The organism is Stenotrophomonas sp. FW305-3-2-15-E-LB1 (assembly GCF_058787375.1).
Genome location: NZ_JBYSZR010000024.1, coordinates 15,815 through 38,989, shown reverse-complemented (window position 1 = coordinate 38,989; position 23,175 = coordinate 15,815). Strand labels below are relative to the sequence as shown.

Below are 23,175 nucleotides of genomic sequence, written 5' to 3'. Positions count from 1 at the left end.
ACCCTGAAACGGCCCGGGCAACAATGCCCGGGCCGTCCAGGAAACAACGTACAGCGTAAGGCCGATTACTCGGACTTGTTGCCGCTCAGCTGTGCACGCAGCAGCGCGCCCAGCTGGGTGGTGCCGCTGGCAGCCGAAGAGGACTGGTATTCCTCCAGCACTTCGCGCATTTCAGCGTCGTCCTTGGCCTTGATCGACAGCTGCAGGGTACGGCCCTTGCGGTCCATGCCCACGAACTTGGCTTCGACCTTGTCGCCGACCTTCAGGTGCTGGGTAGCGTCGTCAACGCGCTCGTTGGCGATGTCGCGTGCCGAGACGTAACCTTCGATGCCGTCAGCCAGCTCGATGATCGCGCCCTTGGCGTCGACTTCCTTCACCACGCCTTCGACCTTGGAGCCCTTCGGATTGGCAGCCATGTACTGGCCGAACGGATCCTGCTCCAGCTGCTTCACGCCCAGGGAGATGCGCTCGCGCTCCGGATCGACAGCCAGGACGACGGCGTCCAGGGTATCGCCCTTCTTGAAGTTGCGAACGATGTCTTCGCCAGTGGTCGCCCAGCTGATGTCGGACAGGTGAACCAGGCCGTCGATGCCGCCGTCCAGGCCGATGAAGATGCCGAAGTCGGTGATCGACTTGATCTGGCCCGACACCTTGTCACCCTTCTTGTGGGTGGCAGCGAAGGTTTCCCACGGATTGGCGGCAACCTGCTTCATGCCCAGCGAGATGCGGCGACGCTCTTCGTCGACGTCCAGCACCATCACTTCGACTTCGTCACCAACCTGCACAACCTTGGACGGGTTGACGTTCTTGTTGGTCCAATCCATCTCGGAGACGTGCACCAGGCCTTCGACGCCCGGCTCGATCTCGACGAACGCGCCGTAATCGGTGACGTTGGAGACCTTGCCGAAGACGCGGCTGTTGGCCGGGTAACGACGGGCGATGTTATCCCACGGATCTTCGCCCAGCTGCTTCAGGCCCAGCGAAACGCGGTTGCGCTCGCGGTCGAACTTCAGCACGCGCACGTCCAGCTCGTCGCCGACGTTCACGACTTCGGACGGATGGCGCACGCGCTTCCATGCCATGTCGGTGATGTGCAGCAGGCCGTCGATGCCACCCAGGTCCACGAACGCGCCGTAGTCGGTCAGGTTCTTGACGACACCCTTCAGGATCGCGCCTTCCTGCAGCTTGTCCATCAGCTGCTCGCGCTCTTCCGAGTGCTCGCTTTCGACGACAGCGCGGCGCGAAACCACGACGTTGTTACGCTTGCGGTCCAGCTTGATGAGCTTGAACTCGAGTTCCTTGCCTTCCAGGTAGGCCGGATCGCGCACCGGGCGCACATCGACCAGGGAACCCGGCAGGAAGGCGCGGACATCCTTGATGTCCACGGTGAAACCACCCTTGACCTTGCCGCTGATGCGGCCGGTGATGGTTTCGTTCTTTTCCAACGCTTCTTCCAGCTCGTCCCACACCATCGCGCGCTTCGCCTTCTCGCGCGACAGGACGGTTTCGCCGAAGCCGTTCTCGATGGAGTCGAGGGCGACCTTGACGATGTCGCCTTCGGCGACGTCGATTTCGCCAGCGTCGTTACGGAACTGTTCGATCGGCACGATGCCTTCGGACTTCAGGCCAGCGTTGATCACCACGACGTCGCCGCGGACTTCAACAACGGTACCGCTGACGATGGCGCCCGGCTTCAGCTTGGCCAGGTTGGCCTGGCTGGCTTCAAACAGTTCGGCAAATGATTCGGTCATTAGATTTACTCTGTTGGACACATGGGTCGGTTGGCTTCCTTTCGGGGACATGCCCCACTGAAGACCGCTACCGCCCGCCTGTTGGTCGACCCCGGAAAAGCAGGTCGTGTGTAGTAGGAAAACCGCCACGCATCATTGCGCGACGGAGCTGGTACAGCACTGCTATGCGCGACCACCGCCGATGCTGCTGGCAGTGCTCCCGCGCGAACGGATCAGGCAGCCGGAACCGGAAGCAGATCCATCACTCGGGCAACGACATCATCGATGCCGATGCCTGTGGTGTCGATGAGGACAGCATCGTCTGCCGGCTTCAGGGGCGCCACGGTACGCTGAGCATCACGGGCGTCGCGGGCCATGATCTCGCGCAGGAGGTCATCAAAGTTAACAGAAACCCCCTTGTCTTTCAACTGCTTATGCCGGCGCTCGGCGCGCTCCTCGGCACTGGCGGTCAGGAAGACCTTGTAGGGGGCGTCCTTGAAGATCACCGTGCCCATGTCGCGGCCGTCGGCGACCAGGCCCGGCAGCTCCCTGAATGCGCGCTGGCGCTCCTTCAGTGCGGCACGGACCTCGGGAATGGCGGCAATGGCCGAGGCCAGCGCACCGGTGGTCTCCAGGCGCAGCTCGTCGGTGGCATCGGTGCCGTTGACCATGACCCGCATCGACTCACCCTGTTCAACAAACTGAACCTGGGTGTCGAAGGTGCAGCGCACCAGGGCCGAGGCATCGGAGGTATCGATATCGGCCCAGCTCGCAGCCACCCCCACCGCCCGGTACAACGCGCCCGAATCCAGGTAGTGCCAGCCCAGGCGGCGCGCCACGATGCGGCTGATGGTACCCTTGCCGGCCCCCGAAGGGCCGTCGATGGTCAGGACGGGAGCGAGTGGATTCATGGGGGTCCTAGCGCGTGTGAAGGGGCCATTCTAGCCCCTGCCCAAGCCCCCGCGCAGAGACTTTCGCGCAACCACTTGAAACGACGACAAAAAGCCCGGTAGAATGGCGGGCTTGAACGAGCGCCAACTGCCGATTGTCTTGCGCATATCGCGGCCACGCTCCACCCGAACAACTACTGTTTACGCCGAGGTATGCCATGAAAATCCTGTCCTCCCTGAAGTCGGCGAAGGCCCGTCACCGCGACTGCAAGGTCGTCCGTCGTCGTGGCAAGATCTTCGTCATCTGCAAGTCGAACCCGCGTTTCAAGGCGCGTCAGCGCTGAGCCTCACGGCCTTTGGGCCGCGGCTGGTCCCACGCGGGACCGACCCGATGCAAAAAACCGCCTTCGGGCGGTTTTTTGTTGCATGCAGCTTTTTTTCCCGCCGTTTTTTGCTGTAATCGCCTTTCTTGACCACTGGGGAGTAGATCGAGATGAAGCGTTACCTGAGCACACTGGCCGTCCTGGCCACCCTGGCCGCCGCCACGCCGGCGCTGGCCGATACCCTGCTGGTCGACCGCGCCAATGAAAAGCCGGCCGGTGCCCTGCCCGTCCGCGGCCAGAGCATGCAGCAGGTGCAGTCGCAGTTCGGTGCGCCGAGCGAGCAGCTGCAGCCGCGCGGCGGGCAGAAGCGCCAGTGGCCGACCATCAACCGCTGGGTCTACCCGCAGTTCACCGTCTACTTCGAGAAGCAGAAGGTGATCGACGTGGTGGCCAACAAGGCGGATCCGAACGAGATCGGCCCGAAGCCGCCGATCCGCTGAACCCCCTACCCGCCGCTGGCGGGCCTGTGTAGCGAGACCATGAACCAGACCCTTCGTTTTCCTGCCGAATGGGAAGCCCAGAGCGGCGTCCTGATTGCCTGGCCCACCGCCGACACCGACTGGGCCGACCGCCTGGGCCAGGTGGAGGAAACCTACATCGCGCTGGTCGCGGCCATCACCCGCTTCCAGCCGGTGCTGATCTGTGTGGCCGACGACGATGTGGAGACCTATGCCGAAATGCGGCTGCGCTCCAACCGCATCGACATGGACCGGGTCCGCTTCACGACGGCGGCCTATGACGATACCTGGCTGCGCGACTCCGGCCCGATCACCCTGCGCCGCGCCGACGGCAGCTTCCAGCTGCTGGACTTCCGCTTCACCGGCTGGGGCGGCAAGTTCGACGCCACCCTGGACGACCAGCTGGTGGGCGCGCTTGACCAGGCTGGCGTGTTCAACAACGCACCGGTGCGCAGCATCCCGTTCGCGCTGGAAGGCGGCGGCATCGAGACCGACGGTGAAGGTACCCTGCTGACTACCTGGAAGTGCCTGCACGAGCGCCACCCGGACCGCGACCGCGCCAGCCTGAGCGCGGACCTGGCCGACTGGCTGCAGCAGGACCGCGTGCTGTGGCTGGACCATGGTTACCTGGAAGGCGACGACACCGACGCCCACATCGACACCCTGGCCCGCTTCGCTTCGCCTGACAGCATCGTCTACCAGGCCTGCGACGACCAGAGCGACTCGCACTACGCCGAACTGCAGGCGATGGGCAACGAGCTGGCTGCGCTGCGCACCAAGGATGGGCAGCCGTACCGCCTGTTCCCGCTGCCGTGGGCACAGCCGGTGATCGACGAAGGCCGCCGCCTGGCCGCGTCGTACGCCAACTACCTGATCGTCAATGGCGCGGTGCTGATGCCCGCCTATGGCGACCCGGCCGACGACCTGGCCCGCGACGTGCTGGCCCAGGCCCACCCGGGCCGCGAGATCGTGCAGGTGCCCTGCCGCTCGCTGATCTGGCAGAACGGCAGCCTGCACTGCATCACCATGCAGCTGCCGGCAGGGCTGCTGAAGGCGTAAGCCGATCCGGTAGCGCCGGGCCCTGCCCGGCGAGCGCAGCGGCATCCTGAAGATCCGCCGGGCATGGCCCGGCGCTACCTTGCGCGCACGCCATTCAGCGGCCGACACGCCGCGGCATGCCATCCGCGCTAACATGCAGGTTTTCCCCCGCAGGAACGCCCCGCATGAACTCGCGCAGCCCCCTTACCGTCGCCCTGATCCAGGAGCGCAACCACGGTGATGCCGCCGCCAACCTGGCGGTGATCGAAGCACGCGTGGCCGAGGCGGCTGCGCAGGGCGCGAAACTGGTGCTGCTGCAGGAACTGCACAACGGCCCGTACTTCTGCCAGCACGAATCGGTCGATGAATTCGACCTGGCCGAGCCGATTCCCGGCCCGAGCACCGAGCGCCTGGGCGCACTGGCGAAGAAGCATGGCGTGGTGCTGGTCGGTTCGCTGTTCGAACGCCGCGCCGCTGGCCTGTACCACAACACCGCCGTGGTCTTCGAGAAGGACGGCACCCTGCTGGGCAAGTACCGCAAGATGCACATCCCGGACGATCCGGGCTTCTACGAAAAGTTCTACTTCACCCCGGGCGACATCGGCTTCACCCCGATCGATACCTCGGTGGGCCGCCTTGGCGTGCTGGTGTGCTGGGACCAGTGGTACCCGGAAGCGGCGCGCCTGATGGCGCTGGCCGGTGCCGAACTGCTGCTCTACCCCACTGCCATCGGCTGGGACCCGGACGACGTGCAGGACGAGAAGACCCGCCAGCGCGACGCGTGGGTGCTGAGCCACCGCGGCCATGCCGTGGCCAACGGCCTGCCGGTGCTGAGCTGCAACCGCGTCGGCCATGAAGCGTCGCCGCTGGGCGCGTCGGGCATCCAGTTCTGGGGCAACAGCCACGTGCTGGGCCCGCAGGGCGAGTTCCTGGCCGAGGCCGGCACCGACGCCACCGTGCTGGTGTGCGATGTGGACCTGCAGCGCAGCGAACACGTGCGCCGCATCTGGCCGTTCCTGCGCGACCGTCGCATCGATGCGTACGGTGACCTGCTCAAGCGCTACATCGACTGAGCCGGAGCGCTGCCATGGCCGTCCTCATCCGTGATGCCGGCCCGGCCGACATCGCCGCAATCACCGCGATCTACGCGGTGGAAGTGACCGACTTCGTCAACACCTACGAGTACGACATCCCCGACCAGGACGAGATGCTGCGCCGCATGCGCGACATCATCGACCGTGGCTTCCCCTACCTGGTCGCCGAGATCGACGGCCAGGTGGCGGGGTATGCCTACGCCAACACCTACCGCACCCGCGTGGCCTACCAGTGGACCGTGGAGAACTCGGTCTATGTCGACGCTGCCTACCAGGGCAAGGGCGTGGGCACCGGCCTGCTGCAGGCGCTGATCGATGCCTGCGTGGCGCGCGGCTACCGGCAGATGGTGGCGGTGATCGGCGAACCGACCAATACCGCTTCGATCAAGCTGCACGAACGCTTCGGCTTCCACCTGGTGGGCGTGTTCAAGGGCCTGGGCCGCAAGCATGGCCGCTGGCTGGACACCGTGCAGATGCAGCGCGCGCTCGGCGATGGCGCCGACACCGCACCTTCCAATGAATGAATCCATGACTGAAACCCTTCCCGAAACCGGCGACGATCTTTTCGCCGGCCAGCCGGTGCGCGTCGTTGAACGCGACGGCGTGCGTTACACCCTGCTGGGCACCGCCCACGTTTCCCACGCCAGCGTCGAGGCGGTGGAAAAAGCCATCGACAGCGGCCGCTTCGATGCGGTGGCCGTCGAGCTGGACCCGCAGCGCCTGCAGGCGCTGAGCGACCCGGACACGCTGGCAAAGCTGGACCTGGTGGAAGTGATCCGCAAGGGCCGCGTGGCGCTGTTCGCCGCCAATCTGGCCCTGTCGGCCTACCAGCGCCGCCTGGCCGAACAGCTGGGCATCGAGCCCGGTGCCGAGCTGAAGCGCGCGGTGGACCTGGCGCGCGAGCGCGGCCTGCCGGTGCACCTGATCGACCGCGAAGTCGGCCTGACCTTCCGCCGCGCCTCGCAGCGCCTGGGCTTCTTCGGCAAGCTGAAGCTGGTGGCCGGCCTCGGCGCGGGCCTGTTCTCCTCGGAAGAAGTGGGCGAGAACGAGATCGAGAAGCTCAAGCAGGGCGACATGCTGGAATCGAGCTTCGGTGAATTCGCCACCGAAAGCCCGGCGCTGTACGAGACCATCATCGGCGAGCGCGACCGCTACATGGCCACGCGCCTGCGCGAGGAACACAACCCGCAGCTGCGCGAGGTGCTGGCGGTGGTCGGCGCCGGCCACCTGGCCGGGCTGGCGCGCTACCTGGAAACCGACACCGCCGAACCGGCACCGCTGCGCGCGGAACTGGAAGCCGTGCCGAAGAAGCGCAACATCCCGTGGTTGACCCTGATCATCCTGGCCATCGTGATCACCGGCGTTGCCGTGGGCTTCTACCGTGGCGGCCTGGGCGTGGGCACCGAACTGCTGGCGACGTGGGCGATGTACACCGGCGGCCTGGCCGGCATCGGCTGCCTGCTGGCCGGCAGCCACCCGCTGAGCATCCTCACCGCGATCGCGGTGGCGCCGTTCAAGCCGTTCCGCCTGAGCATTCCCACCGGTGCGTTCTCGGCGCTGGTGGAAGCGCGCCTGCGCAAGCCGGCCTACGAGGACTTCCTCAAGCTGCGCGACGATGCGCAGAGCCTGAAGGGCTGGTACCGCAACCGCGTCACCCGCGTGGTGCTGACCTTCATGCTGACCAACCTGGGCAGCATGCTGGGCCTGTGGCTGACCGCCGGCAAGGTGTGGGGCAAGGTCGCGGGTTGATTGCAGCGCCCCGCCGGGCGTGGCCCGGCGCTACCGGTCACGGAACCCGTAGCGCCCGAGCCCATGCCCAGGCGGCGCCGCAAGGCGGCGAAAGGTAGAGGCCAACCTTGGTTGGCAACGCCCTGCACGGCAGGAAAAAAAAGGGGGAGACCGCCCCACTACGACCGGTCTCCCCCACACCACAACACGTTGTCGTGCCCGATAGTCGAGCAGGCTCGACGCTACGCGGCCGTTGCGGCCGCCTTGTCCAGGCCGCGCGCGCGCCGGATCAGGCGTGTCACCGCACTGCGCAGGTCATCCAGCACCGCGTAGATGGTCGGCAGAAACAGCAGGCTGACCACGGTGGAGAACGCCAGGCCGCCGGCAATCGCGCGCGCCATCGGTGCGTACTCCGGGCCATCGCCGAACATCTGCGTATTGGTGAGCGAGATCGGCACCATGGCCAGGATCGCCGTGCCCATCGTCATCATGATCGGCCGCAGGCGCTCGCGTGAGCCCTCCACCAGCGCCTGGGTGCGGCCCATGCCGCCGCGCCGCAGGTTGTTGATGTGCTCGATCATCACGATGCCGTTGTTCACCACCACGCCCATCAGCACCAGGATGCCGATGAAGGACATGATGCCGAACGAGGTACCGGTGACCCAGAACAGCCAGAACACGCCGAAGATCGAGAACAGCACGCCACTCATGATGGCCGCCGGGAACAGCAGCGACTCGAACACCGCCGCCATCACCACGTAGATCATCACCAGGGCGATGAGCAGGTTGAACACCATCTGCTGCATCGCTTCGTTGTCGTTGCCGTAGTCACCGCCATCGAAGGTGAAGCCATAGCCGGCGGGGAAGCTCATCGGCTTGAGCACCGCTTCGATCGCCTTGCGGCCATCGGGCGCGGTGATCTTCTCGGCCAGGTTGGCCTTGATGGTCAGGGTGGTCTGGCGGTTGGTACGGCCGATCTGGGTGGCCGACGAACCCACATCGACGCTGACCAGGCTCAGCAGCGGCACGCTGCGGCCATCGCCGGTGCGCACGCTGTAGCTGGCCAGGTCTTCCGGGCTGCTCTGCTCGGCACCGGCGAAGCGCACCCACACCGGCACCTCGTTGTCGCCACGACGGAACTCGCGCAGCGGTGCACCGCGCAGGGCCAGGCCGACGAAGCTGGCCACCTGCTCGGCATTGAAGCCGAACGCAGCGGCGCGCTCGCGGTCGACGTGCACCTTCAGTTCGCCGCCCTTCTCGCCGTTGTCGATGCGCACGTCGCGCAGCTCCGGGCGCTGGGCCAGCAGCGGCAGCACTTCCTGGCCGATCTCCTGCAGCATGCTGCTGGAATCACCCACCAGCTGGACCTGCACGCCCTGGTTGCCACCGCCATCGCCGCCCTGGTTGCCGATGAAGTAATCGGCGCGCGCCGACTTCGGCAGGCCCTTGCGGATCTCTTCCTGCAGCGCCTTGATGTCCTTGGCGTACTTCTCGTCGATGGTGACGGTGGTCGAGCCACCTTCCTGTTCGCTGTACCAGGAATAGACCTGCTGCACGTGCAGGCGCTCGCGGTTCTGTTCGACCCAGGCTTCAACACGGCCGACTTCCTCGGACATCTGCCGGTAGGTGTAGGCGCCCTTCCACATGTACCCGATGAAGACGTCCTTGCCGCCACCGCCGCCGAACATGTCGACCTTGGTCAACTTCATCGGCACCAGGCTGACCAGCACCACCAGCACGATGCCGAGCAGGCTCCAGCCGCGATGGCGCAGCGACCAGTCCAGCAGGCGGGCATAGTGGCGCTGCAGCCGCGCGATCACGCCGGTCTGCGAATGCAGCAGCTTGGGCGTGGCCATGCGCGCGGACAGCATCGGGATCAGGCTGACGGCCACCAGCCACGAGGCCAGCAGCGAGACCGAGATGGTGATCGCGATCTGCGCCATGAAGATGCTGATGTTGTTGGTCTCGCCGAACAGGTTGGGCACGAACACGATGCAGTGGCACAGGGTGCCGGCACTGAGCGCGATGGCCACGTTGCGGGTGCCGATGATGGAGGCCAGGCGCGGCTGCCCCGGCATGCGCTCGCGTTCCTGGTAGATGCTTTCCACCACCACCACGGCGTTGTCCACCAGCATGCCGACGGCCAGCAGCAGGCCCATCATGGTCAGGATGTTCAGCGTCACCCCGGCGAAGTACATGAAGCCCAGGGTGATGGTGAAGCAGATCGGGATCGCCAGGGTCACCATCAGCGTGGACGGCCAGTGGCGCAGGAAGAAGAACAGCACGGTGACCGACAGGATCAGGCCGACCGCACCGGCTTCGGCCAGTTCCAGCAGCGAGGAGGTAACCGCCTTGCCCTGGTTGTCGATCACCTTGATCTGCACGTCACGCATCGAGTCCTGTGCGCGGATCGCCTCGACTTCGGCCAGGGCAGCGCGCGAGACATCCACCAGGTTGGCGCTGCGCTCCTTGAAGATGTCCAGGCCGATGGCCGGGTTGCCGTCCAGGCGGCGCCCGTAGTTCATGCGCGCCGGCTTCAGGCGCACCTCGGCGATGTCACCCAGGCGCAGGCCCTTGGCGTTGATCACCAGGTCACGCATTTCCTGCAGGTCGGTGATCTCGCCCACCGGCTGCACGCGCACGCGCTGTCCGTTGTCGTTGATCTGCCCGGCCGAGATCGAGAAGTTCAGCGTGCGCAGGCGGTCGCTGAGTTCGTTGATGCTCAGGCCATGCGCGCTGAGCCGGTCCGGATCGATGGCGATCTCGACCTCGTTCGGCGGCGCACCGGTGATGTCCACGCGCGCCACGCCCGGGATGCGCTCGATGCGCCGCTTGAACTCGCGGTCGAGCATGTCATAGGCGGCGGTAAGGTCGGTGGCGCTGGCCAGGCGTACCTTCAGCACCGGCTGGTCGCTGCTGGACCACTTGAACACGTTGTAGCGCTGCAGGTCGTCGGGCAGGTCGCTGCGGATGGCATCGATGCGCTCGCGTGCATCGGAGGCCGCGATGGCGATATCCCGGTCCCAGTCGCTGAACTCGATGAAGATCGAGGCGGCTTCGGACGTGGCCTGCGAGCGCATGCGCTTGATGCCGGTCATCGTCGCCAGCGATTCCTCCACCGGGCGGATGATGGTCCGCTCCACTTCTTCCGGGGTCGAGCCGGTATAGGGAATCTGCACGAACAGGAACGGCGCGGAGATGTCCGGCAGCGCCTCCAGCGGCAGCCGGAACGAGGCGATCAGGCCCACCACCACCAGCGACACGAAACACATGATGGTGGTGACCGGGCGGCGGATGGAGAACTCGGCGACGCTCATGCCGGTTCCTCCGCGCCGCCGCTGGGGCCAGCCTCGGCAGCGTGCAGGCCTTCGCCGGCATGCTTGCGGCCGCGCTCGCGGTAGTAGGCATCGCCGCGGCGATCCATCAGGTCGTACACCACCGGGATGACCAGCAGGGTCAGCAGGGTCGACACCAGCAGGCCGCCGATGACGGTGATCGCCATCGGTGCGCGCACCTCGGCGCCCTCGCCCATCGCCACCGCCAGCGGCAGGAAGCCGAACAGGGTGCACAGGGTGGTCATGATGATCGGCCGCAGGCGCGAACGCGCACCTTCCACCAGCGCCTCGTGCTTGGCCACACCGGCCTCGCGCAGCTGGTTGACCTTGTCGATCAGGATGATCGCGTTCTTGGTGACCAGCCCGACCAGCAGGATCAGGCCGATGAACACCACCACCGAAATGGGCTTGCCGGTCATCAGCAGCGCCAGGATCGCACCGACCAGGGCCAGCGGGATGGTGAACAGGATGACGAACGGGTGCAGCAGCGATTCGAACTGCGAGGCCATCACCAGGTAGACCAGGAAGATGGCCAGGCCGAAGGCGAAGATCAGCGACTTGGCAGCCTGTGCCAGCTCCTCGCCCTGGCCGCCGATATGCAGGCCGACGCCGGCGCCGAGCGGCTGCTCGGCCACCATCTGCTGCACCTCGCGCATGGCCGCGCCCAGGTCGATGTCGCGCAGGTTGGCCGACACCACGGCCACGCGGGTCTGGTCAGCGCGATGGATCTCGCTGGGGCCGGTGGTGGCGACCACATCGGCCACCGCATCCAGGGTGACCGGACGGCTGCTGCCCGGGTTCACGATCAGGCGGCGGATGCTGTCCACGCTGGCACGGTCCCCCTCCTGCGCACGCACCAGCACATCGATCTTGCGATCACGGAAGCTGTAGCGGGTGGCCACGTCGCCACGCACCTTCTTCACCACCACATCGGCGATCTGGCGGGTGGTCAGGCCCAGTGCACCGGCGCGTTCCTGGTCGAAGCGGATCTGGATTTCCGGGAAGCCCTCTTCCACCGTCGACTTCACATCGGCGTAGTGCGCGTTGCTGCGCAGCAGGGCTGCCAGACGCTGGCCGGCCTGCTCCAGGGTGGCCATGTCCTGCCCGCGCAGCTCGATTTCCAGCGGCGTGGAGAAGCTGAACAACGCCGGGCGCGCGAAGTCGACCTGGGCACCGGGGTGCTGGCCCATGGTGTCACGCAGGCGCTCGGTGATTTCCGCTTCGGTGCGTGCGTTGCCGCCGCCTTCCATCACCACGGTCAGCTTGCCGATGTTTTCGCCGCTCTCGGTCGGGCTGGCATCCAGCCGCGTGCCGCTGCCGCTGACGCCGTACAGCGAAGCCACGCCTTCACCCTGGCCGTGTGCCAGCTGCAGCTCGCGCACCAGCGCATCGGTCTGCTTCAGCGGCGTGCCGGCAGGCAGCTTTACCGTCATTTCGAAACGGTCCTGGGCCAGCTGCGGAATCAGGTCGGCACCGAGCATCGGCACCAGGGCCATGGTGCCGACGAAGGCCAGCGCAGCCAGGCCCAGCACCTTGCCGGGATGGGCAAGCGCATTGGGCAGCAGGCGCAGGTAGCCACGCTCGGCACCGGCATAGGGCTTCATCGCGATGTCGCTGGCCTTGCGCATGACCGGCCCGACCACGGCGACCACGCCGCGCCACAGGCGCACCACCAGCCAGGCCAGGGCGAAGAAGCTCCAGCGCACGCTGGCCACGACGCCACGACGGCCCAGCGCGACCGGCTTCTGCCAGCGGCTCTGCGGATGCCACGGTTCGGCAGCGGCTTCTTCCGGGAAGGCCAGCGGCGGCCGGCCCTTCAGCGAGCTCAGCATCGGGATCAGGGTCATCGACACCAGCAGCGAGATCGCGATGGCAATGGCCACGGTCAGCGCCTGGTCGCGGAACAACTGGCCGGCGATGCCATCGACGAACACCAGCGGCAGGAACACCGCGATGGTGGTCAGGGTGGACGCCACCACCGCCATGCTCACTTCGCGGGTACCGACGATGGCCGCCTGCAGGATGCCCAGGCCACGCTCGCGCGCCTTGGCGATGCTTTCCAGCACCACGATCGAATCGTCCACCACCAGGCCGGTGGCCAGCGCCAGGCCGCCCAGCGACATCACGTTCAAGCTCAGGCCGAGCTGGCCCATGAAGAAGAACGTGGCGATGATCGAGACCGGCAGCGACAGGCTGATCACGAAGGTGGACCAGCCATCGCGCAGGAACAGGAAGATGATCAGGATGGCCAGCAGGCCGCCGATCACCGCGTCCTTCTTGACGTCACTGATGGCGTGTTCGATGAAGCGCGACTGGTCCTCGATGGTGGTCAGTTCGGCATCGCCGGGGAAGGTGGCCTTGATCTGTTCCAGGCGCTTGCGCAGTGCTTCGGCGGTGGCCACGGTATTCGCGTCGCCTTCCTTGTAGATCGCCAGCTCGACCGACTCCTTGCCACCCAGGCGGATGATCGCTTCGCGCTCCTTGTAGCCCTGGCGCACGGTTGCCACATCCTTCAGGCGTACCGGCACGCCGTTGGCAACGACGCTGGAGCCGCCGCCGGAGGAGGCACTCTGCGCCGCCGACGCCGCAGCGACGGCTGCTGCCGAACCGGTGGACGCAGCGATGTTGAACATCTGCTGCAGGGCCGAATCGGCCGCGCTGCCGTTGGACGACTGGGTGGTGACCAGCAGGTTGCGGATCTCTTCCAGATCGGCGAACTGGTTGACGGTGCGCACCAGGAAGCGCTGCGAGCCCTCCTCCAGGCGCCCGCCGGAAATGTTGATGTTCTCTTCCTTCAACCGCTTGATGACGGTGTCGATGGGCAGGTTGAGCTGGGCCAGCTTCTGCTGGTCGATGTCCACCTGGATCTCGTCTTCCAGGCCACCGCCGACCTTCACTGCAGCCACGCCGGTCACCGGCTCCAGCTTCTTCTTCAGGTCTTCGTCGGCATAGCGGCGCAGGCCGGTCAGTTCGCGGATGGCGTCCTCATCGCTGGTCGGCGCCGCCTTGGTGGACAGCACCAGGCGCATGATCGGCTCGGTGGACGGATTGAAGCGCAGCAGCACCGGGGCCTTGGCCTCCAGTGGCAGGTTCAGCGCTTCCATCTTGTCGCGCACCTCCAGGCTGGCCTGGTCCATGTTGGTGCCCCAGGCGAACTCGAGCACCACATCGCTCTGCCCGGTACGCGAAACCGACTTCAGCTTGCGCAGGTTCTTGACCACGCCCACGGCTTCTTCCACCGGCTGGGTGATCAGGCTTTCGATTTCGGTCGGTGCCGCACCGGTGTATTCGGTGCGCACGGTCAAGGTGGGATAGCTCAGGTCGGGCAGCAGGTTGACCTTGAGGTTGCCCAGCGCGATCAGGCCGAACAGCAGCAGCGTGACCGTGCACATGGCGATGGTGACGCGGCGGCGGGTGGCGAATTCCACCAGGCCGCCGCGCAGGCCGGCAGCGGCGCCATCGCTGCCCGGCGAGGCACCGTGGTCGTGTCCCGGGGCGCTCATTGCTGGCTCCCGGCCTTGTCTGCGGATTTACCGGCGGCCACGGTGGCCGGCTTGGCCTTGGCAGCCTTGGGATCGGCGATGACCTGCACGGCGGTGCCGTCGCGCAGGGCGACCTTGCCGGCGGTGACGATCCTGTCGCCGGCGGCCAGGCCTTCGCGGATCTCCACCCACGGGCCCTCCGCATAGCCCAGCTTCACCGGTACGCGCGCCACCTTGCCTTCGCGCACGCGGAACACCGCCGGCTCGCCGTCGTCCAGGATGGCCAGGCGTGGCACCACCAGGGCATCGGCGCGCTGGTCGTAATCGATGCGGATGCGTCCGAACATGCCGGGTTGCAGCGCGTGCTCGGTGCCGTTGAAGGCGCTGACCACGCGGAACGTGCCGCTGCCCGAATCGACCACCGGTGCGATGCGATCAACGGTGCCGGTGAAGGTCTTGCCCGGCAGCGCATCGGCCGAGAGCACGACCGGCTGGCCGGCGCGCAGCGTCGCCAGTTCGCGCTCGGGCACGTTGAGGGTGGCTTCCAGCTGGGAGTTGTCGACGATGCGGAAGATCGGCGTATTGATCTGCACGAAGTTGCCGGTCTTGATCGAGCGCGAGGCGATCACACCGGAGATCGGCGCCACCACCGTGGTGTAGGACAGTTCCAGCGTCGCCAGGCGGTACTGCGCGCGCATGTTTTCCAGGTCGTAGCGCAGCTGGTCGACGTCGGAGGCGCTGACCATCTGCTGGCCGACCAGCTTCTGTGCACGCTGGTAGTTGTTCTCCAGCTTGCGCATCTGCGCTTCGCTCTGCGCCACGGCCAGGCGCGCACGGTCAGGGTCCAGGCGCACCAGCGGCTGGCCGGCGGTCACCCGCTGGCCCTCCTCGACCAGCACCGCCAGCGCCACGCCGGAGGTCTTGGCCACCACCTGCGATTCGGCGCGCGGTTCCAGCGCAGCGGTGCCGGTGTAGCTGGCTGCCACGGCGCGGTGGCTGGCCACGGCCACTTCCACCGGGACCGCGTCGATCTTCTTCTCGTCCTTGGTTTCGGCCGCCTTGGCTTCGGAATTGGGGCCCGCGGCGCAACCGCCCAGCAGCAGGGAGGTGGAGATCAGCAGGGCAGCGGCACAGAGTCCAGTGCGGCGGCCGGGCAGGAAGGTTGGGTGCGACATCGTCAGATCCCTGGAAGATGCGTGGGCAGGTGTGGTAGCAAAGTAATGCACCACTTCACGGCAACACCATATCCCAAAGGTCATGGTGCCTTCACGCCGCTGGTCGGCCCGCCCCCATTTCAGCTAGATGAAACCTGAGGCTATACTCGGGTCGTTCCGTACCCCACGCCGGAACGACCAGACCCGAATCCCCGGATAACGACATCATGCGCCCGCAGCCGCTCGCCGCTTGTCTCGCTCTGGCCGTCCTCCTGCCCCTCGGGGCCGCCGCACAGCCCGCTCCTGCTCCTGCAGCACCCGCCCCGGCTCCGGCCCAGGCCCCCCCGCCCGCTGCCGCCGCCCCGGCCGGCAACTTCGATAATGGCCGGGTGCTGGCCTATACCTGCCAGGGCTGCCACGGCATCACCGGTTACAAGAACGCCTACCCCAGTTACCGGGTACCGAAGATCGGTGGCCAGACCCAGCAGTACCTGACCCAGGCCCTGACCGAGTACCGCCAGGGCAAGCGCCGGCATCCGACGATGCAGGCGCAGTCGATGAGCTTCAGCGAACAGGAGATCGCCGATCTCGCTGTTTACCTGTCCACCGTCAAGTAAGGCCCGCCCATGTCGAAAGCCGCGCATACGATGCGTCACGCCATCGCCCTGTCCGTTGCCCTGCTGCTGGCGGCCTGCTCGCAGTCGCAGGTGGAAAGCAGTGAAAAATCGGCCGGCGACCCTGGCCACGCCAGTGGCGAACACGGTTCGTCCTCCTCGGCCGGCCTGCCGCCGGGCCGCGAGGCAGCCGGTGAAGCCCGCGCCAAGGTGAAGGGCAAGGCGACCAACCAGAGCTGCATTGATTGCCATGGTGCCGATGGCAACGCGCCGATCGACCCGACCTACCCCAAGCTGGGTGGCCAGTACGGCGATTACCTGGCCCATGCCCTGCAGGCCTACCGGGCCGGCGACCGCCAGCATGCATTGATGACGCCGCAGGCGAAGGACCTGAGCGACCAGGACATCGCCGACCTGGCGGCGTACTTCGGCAGCCGGCCGAGCCAGCTGCGGGATCTGCACGGGGTGAAATAACCCCGGCATTCCGGTGGGTGCGGACCGTTGGTGGTGGGTGCGGACCGTTGGTCCGCACTGACGGATCACCCACCCACGCATGGCGTGGATCTACCCGGCGTCGGCGTCGGTAGGTGCGGACCGTTGGTCCGCACCAATCCCGCATGATCAGCCTTCCAGCTCTTCCCAGCGCGCGTAGGCGGCATCCAGCTCGGCCTGCACCTTGGCCAGCTGCTGGGTGTGCGCGGTCACTTCTGCACTGCTGCGGGTGTAGAACGACGGGTCGTTCATCGCCGCAGTCAGTCCTTCGACATCGCCTTCCAGCTTCTCGATGGTCTTGGGCAGCTGTTCCAGCTCGCGTGCTTCCTTGTAGGCCAGCTTGCGCTTGGGTGCGGCCGGCACCGCAGCCGCCGCGGCGGCCGGTGCAGCAGCGGCCGGCTTGGTGGCGGGCGCAGCGGCAGGCGTAGCCACGCTGGCCGCATAGCGCTGCCAGTCGGTGTAGCCGCCCACGTATTCGCCAATCACGCCATCGCCTTCCATCACCAGCGTGGAGGTCACCACGTTGTCGATGAAATCACGATCATGGCTGACCAGCAGCAGGGTGCCGGTGTATTCACCCAGCAGCTCTTCCAGCAGCTCCAGGGTTTCCACGTCCAGATCGTTGGTCGGTTCGTCCATCACCAGCAGGTTGGATGGCTGTGCGAACAGCTTGGCCAGCAGCAGGCGGTTGCGTTCACCACCGGACAGGCGGGTGATCGGCGCGCGCGCACGCTCGGGGGTGAACATGAAGTCCTGCAGGTAGGCATGCACGTGCTTGCGCTTGCCGTTGAACTCGAGGAAATCGCGGCCTTCGGCCACATTCTCGATCGCGCTCCAATCCTCGCGCAGCACCGCACGGTACTGGTCGAAATAGGCGATCTGCAGGTTGGTACCGGCGTTGACTTCACCCTTGGCCGGCTGCAGTTCGCCCAGCAGCAGCTTCAGCAGCGTGGTCTTGCCGCTGCCGTTGGGGCCGATCAGGCCGATGCGGTCGCCACGCAGGATGGTGGTGGTGAAGTCGCGGACCATGGTGCGCTCGCCGAAGGCGAACGAAATGTCCTTGACGTCGATGACCTTCTTGCCGGAGCTGACGCCCTGCGCGGCTTCCATCTTGACGTTGCCGCTGAGGTCGCGGCGCTGCGAACGCTCGTTGCGCATCGCCTTCAGGCGGCGAACGCGGCCTTCATCGCGGGTGCGGCGCGCCTTGATGCCCTGGCGGATCCAGACTTCTTCCTGCGCCAGCAGCTTGTCGAAGCGGGCGTTTTCCTGCGCCTGCGCGTTGAGGCGTTCCTCGCGGCGGCGCTCGTAGTTGGCCCAGTCGCCCGGCCAGCTGGTGACCTGGCCGCGGTCGATCTCGACGATGCGGGTGGCGAGTGCGCGCAGGAAGCGGCGGTCATGGGTGACGAACACCACGCTGCCGCTCCAGCCCTTCAGGAACGCTTCAAGCCAGTCGATGGCTTCGATGTCGAGGTGGTTGGTCGGTTCGTCCAGCAGCAGCACATCGGGGCTGGACACCAGCGCGCGGGCCAGCAGCACGCGGCGCTTCATGCCGCCGGACAGGCGGCCGAACTCGGCCTCGCCATCCAGGTCGAGCTTGGTGAGGGTTTCGCTGACGCGCTGGTCCAGGCCCCAGCCGTTGGCGGCATCGATCTTGGCCTGCACGTTGCCCAAGGCTTCGCCATCGAAGAACTCGGCATGGCTGAGGTGGTGGAACTCGGCCAGCCACTGGCCCAGTTCGCCCAGGCCATCTGCCACGACGTCGAACACCGAGCCGGCAGCGCCATGCGGCACTTCCTGCTCCAGGCGGGTCACGCGGACGCCCTGCTGCACGCGCACTTCGCCGTCATCGGGCTTGTGGTCGCCGGACAGCAGCTTGAGCAGGGTGGATTTGCCGGCGCCGTTGCGGCCGATCAGGGCGATGCGTTCGCCCGGCTCGATCGACAGTTCGGCCTTTTCCAGCAACAACGGGCCGCCGACGCTGAAGTCGACGTTCTGTAGGGTAATCAGAGGCATCCGGCCATTGTACCGGTTGCCGGGCGTCAGTCGGAATCTCGGCGGTAGCGTCGACCGTTGGTCGACTGTTCTTCGATCCGGGGGCAGGCCTGCGCTGCGCGATAGTCGACCAACGGTCGACTCTACCAAGGCACATGGTGGACCAACGGTCGACTCTACCAAGGCACATGGTCGACTCTACCGCTGCACCTCCCCCAGCAACGCCTGCAGGCCCGGCAGCCATTGCTTGCCGGGATGGAGTACCAGCCACAGCGTACGTTGCAGGGGGGGCAGCGGGGTCTCCAGCACGCGCAGTCGGCCCAGGGCCAGCGGCTCTTCCAGCGCGTGACGCGAGAGGCAGGCCACGCCGAGGCCGGCGATGGCGGCCTGCTTGATGGCTTCGGTATTGCCCAGCTGCAGGGTCTGGGCGAAGCCGTGCAGGTGTGGCAGCAACGCCTGTTCCACCGCTTCACGGGTGCCGGAACCCGGCTCGCGCAGCAGCCAGCGGGCGCCGCGCAGTTCGTCCAGCGACCAGCGCGCGGGCGCGTCGGCGGCAGCCACGATCACCAGCGGGTCCTGCTGCCACGGGGTCACCTGCAGGCCACGCTCGTGGCACGGGCCCTCGATCAGGCCGGCGTCCACGTCCAGCCGCTGCACGGCGGCGACCACGCCCGCGCTGTTGTCGATACGAAGGTCGACCTCGGCCTGGGGGGCCTGCCGCAACAGCGCGGCAATGCGCGGCGGCAGCAGGTAGTTGCCGATGGTGGTACTGGCGGCCAGCACCAGCCGCAGCGGCGCGCCCTGGCCGGGATCGCCTCCGGCAGCGAGCTGGCGCTCCAGATCGGCGGCGTTGACCAGCAGCGCACGGGCCGGTTCCAGCAGGGCGCGGCCGTGCCCGTTCAGGGCCAGGCGGCGACCAATGCGGTCGAACAGCGGCGTGCCGAAATGGGCTTCCAGTTCCTGCAGGGCGGCGCTGCTGGCGGACTGTGAAAGCGCGATCGCCTGGCCGGCGGCGGTGGTGCTGCCATGGTCGGCAATGGCCACGAAGACCTGCAGTTGGCGCAGCGTCAAGCGCATGGAAGGTACCTGCTGGATAGGTAGGTTTCATCAATATTATTCGTTTTACGGGTCAACAGCGCGAGCGCAGTCTGTACGCATCTCCTCAGCCCCTGTCCCGCCATGAACGCCTCCACCCTGTCCCCCTGGTCCCTGCCCGCCCTGCGCCAGCGCTGGCAGCCGCGCCTGCCCGGCCTGCTGCTGGTAGGCCTGGTGGCGGCGGCATCGCTGTCTCTGGCCGAGCTGCCCTGGCTGCAGGCCCATGGCCTGAGTGCACTGACCGTGGCCATCGTCGCCGGCATCGTGGTCGGCAATACGTTCTACCCGCGGCTGGCGCCGGGCAGCGCAGCCGGTGTCGGCTTTTCCAAGCACTGGCTGCTGCGCGCCGGCATCGTGCTGTATGGCCTGCGCCTGACCTTCCAGGACATCGGCCATGTGGGCGTGGCCGGCGTGGCGATGGATGCACTGGTGGTGGCCAGCACCTTCGGGCTTGCGTGCTGGCTGGGCGTGCGTGTTTTCAGGATGGACCGCGAGGCGGCGATGCTGATCGGCGCCGGCAGCGCCATCTGCGGCGCGGCAGCGGTGATGGCCGCCGAGCCGGTGGTGCGCGGGCGGGCGGCACAGGTCACCGTGGCGGTCTCGACGGTCGTGGTGTTCGGCACGCTGGCGATGTTCCTGTACCCGGCGCTGTATGCACTGGTGCAGTCGCATGGCTGGCTGGCCATGGACGCGCGCCAGTACGGGCTGTTCACCGGTGCGACTGTGCACGAGGTGGCGCAGGTGGTGGCCGCCGGCCGCGCGGTGAGCGAGTCGGCCGCCGATACCGCGGTCATCACCAAGATGGTGCGGGTGATGCTGCTGGCGCCGTTCCTGGTGGTGCTGTCGCTGTGGCTGGCACGCGGCGGCAAGGCGGCCGATGGCAGCACGCCGCGCATCGTGGTGCCGTGGTTCGCGTTCGGGTTCGTGGCGGTGGCCGGTTTCAATTCGCTGCATCTGCTGCCGGCGGGCGTGCAGGCCGGGCTGGTGCAGCTGGATACCGTGCTGCTGGCGATGGCGATGGCCGCGCTGGGCCTGACCACGCATGTGTCGGCGCTGCGCCAGGCCGGGTTGAAGCCGCTGCTGCTGGCATCGATCCTGTTCGCGTGGCTGCTGCTGGGTGGGCTGGCCATTCACCAGGGTGTGCTGGCGGTGCTGGGCTGAGCGCCGGGGCAATGCCATCCATGCATGGCGTGGATCTGCTGGGGTGAGCTTAGACTTGGGGCATGACCGCCTCGCCCGCCCTGCTGCCGATTCCCCTGCGACTGCTCGATGACCGCTACGGGCCGGGCAATGTCGACGAGGCGGAGGACACGCTGATCGGGATCGTGCAGGCCGTGATGGGCGTGCGGGCGACCTGCTCGTTCGACTTCGACACACGGCACGCCAACCCGTGGTTCCACCAGCTGCTGCTGGGGCCGCAGGCCGATGGACATCCGGCGACGCCAGCGCAGCTGCAGGCGATGGCCGTGCGGTTGGCAGCCATCGGGCTGGGCTGAGGCGGGACCAGCCCCGCGCACAGGTACAATGTGCCATGACTGACTTTTCGACCCTGCCGCTGAGCCCGGCCCTGCAGCCCGGCCTGGACGCCCTTGGCTATACCACTCTCACGCCGATCCAGGCGCAGAGCCTGCCGGCGATCCTGGATCGCCGCGATGTGATTGCACAGGCGCCGACCGGCAGCGGCAAGACCGCCGCCTTCGGCCTCGGCCTGCTGCAGGCCATCGACCCCAGCCTGATCCGCGTGCAGGCGCTGGTGCTGTGCCCCACCCGCGAACTGGCTGACCAGGTTGCCAAGCAGATCCGCAAGCTGGCCACCGGCATCCCCAACCTGAAGCTGCTGCTGCTGGTCGGTGGCGTGCCGCTGGGCCCGCAGCTGGCCTCGCTGGAAGGCCATGATCCGCACGTGGTGGTCGGCACCCCCGGCCGCGTGCAGGAGCTGGCCCGCAAGCGCGCCCTGAACCTGGGCGCGGTGCGCACCCTGGTGCTGGACGAAGCCGACCGCATGCTGGACATGGGCTTCGAAGAGCCGATCCGCGAGATCGCCGGCCGCACCCACAAGGAGCGGCAGAGCCTGCTGTTCTCGGCCACCTTCCCCGACAGCATCCGCGAGATCGCCCGTGACCTGCTGCGCGACGCGGTGGAAGTGACCGTGGAAGGCGCCGACCAGGCTCCGGCCATCCGCCACCTGTTCTGCGAAGTGGAACCGGCGCACCGGCAGAAGGCGCTGGCCGGCCTGCTGCTGAAGTACACGCCGGAATCGGCGGTGGTGTTCTGCAACACCCGCAAGGATGTGGACGAGGTCGCCAACTCGCTGCAGCAGTTCGGCTTCTCGGCGCTGGCCCTGCATGGCGACATGGAACAGCGTGACCGCGAGGAAGTGCTGCTCCGCCTGGCCAACCGCAGCTGCAACGTGCTGGTGGCCAGCGACGTCGCCGCGCGCGGCCTGGACGTGGAAGAGCTGGCAGCGGTGATCAACTACGAGCTGCCCACCGACGTGGAAAGCTACCAGCACCGCGTGGGCCGTACCGGCCGCGCCGGTGCCAGCGGCCTGGCGATCAGCCTGGTGGCCGGTCGTGAAAAGACCCGCGCCGAGGCGGTGGAAGCCCATATGGGCCAGCCGCTGGACTGGCAGAAGACGCCGCTGGCGACTTCGCGCCCGGCCGAGCTGCCGCAGGCGGCAATGCGCACCCTGCGCATCGATGGCGGCAAGACCGACAAGCTGCGCGCAGGTGACATCCTCGGCGCGCTCACCGGTGATGCCGGCCTTTCGGCCAAGCACATCGGCAAGATCGCGATTTTCCCGACCCGCTCCTACGTGGCCATCGCCCGTGAGCAGGTCAACAAGGCGGTCGCGAAGCTGGAAGCCGGCAAGATCAAGGGCCGTCGCTTCCGCGTGCGGATGATGTGATCTGGTAGCGGCCAACCTTGGTTGGCCATCCCGGGCAATGCCAACCAAGGTTGGCAACTACCGGAGTGCGGTGATTCGATCCGTCCCGCTCAGAACACCAGTTCGGTGTGCAGCGGCAGGCCGGCTTCCCAGCGGGCGCGGCCACCCAGGCCGTCCAGCTCGACGAGCACGCCGGCACCCACCACTTCAACGCCCAAGCGGCGTACCAGCGACAGCGCGGCGCCCAGGGTGCCGCCGGTGGCCAGCACGTCATCGATGATGGCCACGCGCGCGCCGGCCGGCAGTGCGTCTGCATGCACTTCGATGCAGTCGCTGCGGTATTCCAGCGTGTATTCCTCGCGCAGCACCTTGCCCGGCAGCTTGCCCGGCTTGCGCACCGGCACGAAGCCCACGCCCAGTTCCAGCGCCATGGCGGCGCCCAGGATGAACCCGCGCGATTCGATGCCGACGATGGCATCCAGCTGCTGCCCGCGCCAGCGGTCGGCCATGGCCGAGATCGCGCCGCGGAAGTCTTCGCCGTGGGCCAGCAGCGGCATGATGTCCTTGAACAGGATGCCGGGCTTCGGGAAATCGGCGATATCGCGCAGGCGCGAAGCCCAGGCGGGGACGGCCACGGTGGCGTCGGTCATTGCAGCTACCAGCTTGTATGGCGGCATAGGGTAACCGGTTCGCCCCTGCCCTGCCCGTTCCCGGCACCACCGCGCCGCTGCGTTCCACCGGTGGCGCGCTGGCGTCACGCCAAAATCGCACACGCGTGCGATAATCGCCCTAACCGGTCATTC

The 23,175-nt window shown here is 67.1% G+C and carries 19 protein-coding genes; 11 read left to right on the top strand and 8 right to left on the bottom strand.

Annotated features, from left to right (window positions below; translation table 11 throughout):
- Positions 1-65: 65 nt before the first annotated feature.
- Both rpsA and cmk read right to left on the bottom strand, forming a co-directional pair.
- Positions 66-1,751, bottom strand: a complete 1,686-nt coding sequence (rpsA, locus tag AC3WL7_RS15870) for a 30S ribosomal protein S1 (protein ID WP_012510790.1) — start codon at positions 1,749-1,751, stop codon at positions 66-68.
- A gap of 212 nt (positions 1,752-1,963) precedes the next feature.
- Positions 1,964-2,641 carry a (d)CMP kinase gene (cmk, locus tag AC3WL7_RS15865; RefSeq protein WP_492751508.1) on the bottom strand — a complete coding sequence of 226 codons (678 nt, stop codon included), beginning with the start codon at positions 2,639-2,641 and terminating at the stop codon, positions 1,964-1,966.
- 197 nt (positions 2,642-2,838) lie between these two features.
- Here cmk and ykgO point away from each other — a divergent pair, with 197 nt between their 5' ends.
- The 6 genes from ykgO to AC3WL7_RS15835 all read left to right on the top strand — a co-directional run bounded on the left by ykgO (position 2,839) and on the right by AC3WL7_RS15835 (position 7,342).
- Positions 2,839-2,964, top strand: a complete 126-nt coding sequence (gene ykgO / locus AC3WL7_RS15860; protein WP_054656844.1) for a type B 50S ribosomal protein L36 — start codon at positions 2,839-2,841, stop codon at positions 2,962-2,964.
- Positions 2,965-3,113: 149 nt separating this feature from the next.
- Positions 3,114-3,443, top strand: a complete 330-nt coding sequence (locus tag AC3WL7_RS15855) for a hypothetical protein (RefSeq protein WP_079221612.1) — start codon at positions 3,114-3,116, stop codon at positions 3,441-3,443.
- Between the two features lie 39 nt (positions 3,444-3,482).
- Positions 3,483-4,520, top strand: coding sequence for an agmatine deiminase family protein (locus AC3WL7_RS15850; RefSeq protein WP_492751502.1), 1,038 nt, complete (start codon positions 3,483-3,485; stop codon positions 4,518-4,520).
- 164 nt (positions 4,521-4,684) lie between these two features.
- Entirely contained in the window at positions 4,685-5,572 is an 888-nt protein-coding gene (locus tag AC3WL7_RS15845) for a carbon-nitrogen hydrolase (RefSeq protein ID WP_079221610.1), read from the top strand.
- A 14-nt stretch (positions 5,573-5,586) separates the two neighbouring features.
- A complete protein-coding gene (locus AC3WL7_RS15840) occupies positions 5,587-6,117 on the top strand; it encodes a GNAT family N-acetyltransferase (protein ID WP_079221609.1) in 531 nt (176 codons plus the stop codon).
- Positions 6,118-6,121: 4 nt separating this feature from the next.
- Positions 6,122-7,342, top strand: a complete 1,221-nt coding sequence (locus AC3WL7_RS15835; protein ID WP_108746514.1) for a TraB/GumN family protein — start codon at positions 6,122-6,124, stop codon at positions 7,340-7,342.
- A 221-nt stretch (positions 7,343-7,563) separates the two neighbouring features.
- On the opposite strand, the gene AC3WL7_RS15830 is transcribed toward AC3WL7_RS15835, so the two are convergent.
- From AC3WL7_RS15830 to AC3WL7_RS15820, 3 genes are read right to left on the bottom strand one after another with little or no spacing between them, the layout of a single operon-like run.
- A complete protein-coding gene (locus AC3WL7_RS15830; protein ID WP_079221607.1) occupies positions 7,564-10,638 on the bottom strand; it encodes an efflux RND transporter permease subunit in 3,075 nt (1,024 codons plus the stop codon).
- Positions 10,635-14,159, bottom strand: a complete 3,525-nt coding sequence (locus AC3WL7_RS15825; RefSeq protein ID WP_492751498.1) for an efflux RND transporter permease subunit — start codon at positions 14,157-14,159, stop codon at positions 10,635-10,637. The genes AC3WL7_RS15830 and AC3WL7_RS15825 overlap by 4 nt, the downstream gene beginning before the upstream one ends.
- A complete protein-coding gene (locus AC3WL7_RS15820) occupies positions 14,156-15,313 on the bottom strand; it encodes an efflux RND transporter periplasmic adaptor subunit (RefSeq protein ID WP_492751497.1) in 1,158 nt (385 codons plus the stop codon). The genes AC3WL7_RS15825 and AC3WL7_RS15820 overlap by 4 nt, the downstream gene beginning before the upstream one ends.
- A 206-nt stretch (positions 15,314-15,519) precedes the next feature.
- Here AC3WL7_RS15820 and AC3WL7_RS15815 point away from each other — a divergent pair, with 206 nt between their 5' ends.
- A complete protein-coding gene (locus AC3WL7_RS15815) occupies positions 15,520-15,909 on the top strand; it encodes a c-type cytochrome (RefSeq protein WP_492751495.1) in 390 nt (129 codons plus the stop codon).
- 9 nt (positions 15,910-15,918) lie between these two features.
- A complete protein-coding gene (locus AC3WL7_RS15810; RefSeq protein WP_079221603.1) occupies positions 15,919-16,380 on the top strand; it encodes a c-type cytochrome in 462 nt (153 codons plus the stop codon).
- 147 nt (positions 16,381-16,527) lie between these two features.
- Here the strand turns inward: AC3WL7_RS15810 and AC3WL7_RS15805 are convergent, their stop codons facing one another.
- Both AC3WL7_RS15805 and AC3WL7_RS15800 read right to left on the bottom strand, forming a co-directional pair.
- Positions 16,528-18,411, bottom strand: a complete 1,884-nt coding sequence (locus AC3WL7_RS15805; RefSeq protein ID WP_492751492.1) for an ATP-binding cassette domain-containing protein — start codon at positions 18,409-18,411, stop codon at positions 16,528-16,530.
- A 177-nt stretch (positions 18,412-18,588) separates the two neighbouring features.
- The gene (locus tag AC3WL7_RS15800; RefSeq protein WP_492751490.1) at positions 18,589-19,467 is read right to left on the bottom strand and encodes a LysR family transcriptional regulator; all 879 of its coding nucleotides are present in this window, start codon (positions 19,465-19,467) and stop codon (positions 18,589-18,591) included.
- A 102-nt stretch (positions 19,468-19,569) separates the two neighbouring features.
- On the opposite strand from AC3WL7_RS15800, the gene AC3WL7_RS15795 reads away from it, so the two are divergent.
- The 3 genes from AC3WL7_RS15795 (at position 19,570) to dbpA (ending at position 22,393) form a co-directional block, all read left to right on the top strand.
- Entirely contained in the window at positions 19,570-20,646 is a 1,077-nt protein-coding gene (locus tag AC3WL7_RS15795; RefSeq protein ID WP_492751488.1) for a YeiH family protein, read from the top strand.
- A 62-nt stretch (positions 20,647-20,708) separates the two neighbouring features.
- Positions 20,709-20,981 carry a hypothetical protein gene (locus tag AC3WL7_RS15790; protein ID WP_295516813.1) on the top strand — a complete coding sequence of 91 codons (273 nt, stop codon included), beginning with the start codon at positions 20,709-20,711 and terminating at the stop codon, positions 20,979-20,981.
- A gap of 35 nt (positions 20,982-21,016) precedes the next feature.
- Positions 21,017-22,393 (top strand): ATP-dependent RNA helicase DbpA, encoded by a 1,377-nt coding sequence (gene dbpA, locus AC3WL7_RS15785; RefSeq protein ID WP_200733492.1) that lies wholly within the window; start codon positions 21,017-21,019, stop codon positions 22,391-22,393.
- An 89-nt stretch (positions 22,394-22,482) separates the two neighbouring features.
- On the opposite strand, the gene AC3WL7_RS15780 is transcribed toward dbpA, so the two are convergent.
- On the bottom strand, positions 22,483-23,022 hold the full coding sequence (locus AC3WL7_RS15780; RefSeq protein WP_079221597.1) for an adenine phosphoribosyltransferase: 540 nt from the start codon (positions 23,020-23,022) through the stop codon (positions 22,483-22,485).
- Between the last annotated feature and the right edge of the window lie 153 nt (positions 23,023-23,175).